Origin of the sequence: Collinsella sp. HCP28S3_E9 (assembly GCF_052065455.1) — a bacterium.
Lineage (GTDB): Bacteria > Actinomycetota > Coriobacteriia > Coriobacteriales > Coriobacteriaceae > Collinsella.
This window is the reverse complement of the sequence record NZ_JBQHTZ010000037.1, coordinates 1-1,566: the sequence shown is the minus strand read 5'-3', so window position 1 is coordinate 1,566 and position 1,566 is coordinate 1. Positions and strand designations below refer to the sequence as shown.

1 protein-coding gene is annotated in these 1,566 nt (G+C 69.2%); it reads right to left on the bottom strand.

Annotated features, from left to right (window positions below; genetic code table 11):
- Positions 1-34: 34 nt before the first annotated feature.
- Positions 35-1,408 (bottom strand): ISL3 family transposase, encoded by a 1,374-nt coding sequence (locus ACTNA2_RS09040; RefSeq protein ID WP_441049382.1) that lies wholly within the window; start codon positions 1,406-1,408, stop codon positions 35-37.
- Positions 1,409-1,566 lie beyond the last annotated feature (158 nt).

The following is a 1,566-nucleotide window of genomic DNA, read 5'->3' as shown; positions in this document are numbered from 1 at the left end:
GAGGCTTCGGTAGTTTGTGTGACAAGGGGCTAGCCTAGGCAGCAACGCTCTTCGCTCCCTTCACGCCCTTCTTCCTCGCCTTCACCGGGCGACCCGGGAGCTGGGGCTGGCAGTCGCCGCACCTGAGCATGAGCAGGGCCACGAGGTTGTCGGTGTTGCGGAAGCCGTAGCCCATCCTCACCGTCACCTTGATCTTGTTGTTGATGGCCTCTACGCGCCCGTTGCTGATGCCGAGCTCGACTGCGGCGATGATGTCGTCGCGCCGGCGGCGCACCTTCTTCTCCACGGCGACGACCTTGGCGATCTTGCAGTAGGCGGCCCTGTGCATCCAGTCGTCGAGCAGCTCGGCGGCCTCGGAGCCGTCGGCTGCCCGGAAGACGGCCCGCAGGTCCTCCTTGAGCTCCCAGGCCCTGACCAGCCGCGAGCCGGCCCTCTTCTTGAGCGCCTCGAGCCTCGCCCTCTGGCCGTCGGTGAGGTCCTCGGGGTTCTTCACGAGCGCGTAGCGGCTGCCCTTGATGGAGGCCGCCTCCTCCTCGAGCGCCCTGACCTCCTCGGGCGGCAGCTCGCCTTTGGCAGGCCTGCCGCGCTTGCCCTCGGGCCTGGGCCTGGCGGCCCTGGCGGCGGCCCTGGCGGCGTTCCACTCCTCGCAGCGCACGGCGTCGAGCGCGTCGTTCATCCACTGGACCACGTGGAAGGGGTCCATGACCCACCTCGCGTTGGGGCAGCGGCGCTTGACCAGCTGCCTTATCCACCTCGCGCCGTCGGCGGTCACCACCTCTATGGCGCGCCTCTGCTCGCGCGTGAGCTCGTCGAGGAACAGGTTGAGCACGTCCTTGCCGGTGCCCTCGTGCGCCCAGATGAGGCAGCCGCGGTCGTGGTCGACGACCACCGTGACGTACTTGTGGCCCTTCTTGTACGACGTCTCGTCGATGCCGATGCGGCGCACGCCGTCGAACCTCGAGGCGCCGCGCGCGGCCTCCAGCTCGGCGTAGACGCGCCTGCACACGCCGCCCACGCTGTGCCACTCGACGCGGGCGAGCTCGGAGACCGCCGAGGCGGTGCAGCGGACCGCCAGCCACGCCACCCAGTCCTCGAAGTCGCGCGTGAAGCGCGCCCCGTGCCGCGCCCAGGGGACGGCCTCGGTGCGCACGCCGTGCTCCGGGCAGCGCACCCTGCAGGGCGCGTACTCCAGGTAGCAGGCCGAGCGCGCCAGGTCCATCGCCCTCCACAGCCTGGGGGCCCCGCGGTTCGCCATGTCGTAGAAGTCGCAGGCCCTGCCGCATACGGGGCAGCGGCGCTGCTCGCGCTTGTGGGGCCGGACGCTCACGACGATGCGCTCGGCCTCGATGCGCGCGCCCAGGACGACCGTGCGGGCCAGACCGAGGGCGAGAAGTAGTAGACTCTTCATGCGTCACGCCTCTTCGGTTGTCTGAATTTGGCTTAGCAATCATAGGCGGATGACGCGGAAACGGCCCCTCCCGGGGCCGTTTCAGTTCCAGATCGTTGTTTTCGCCCGCTGAGCTGGGCCTATGCCGGAATCTCTCCCACAGAAACCACCGAAGAGCC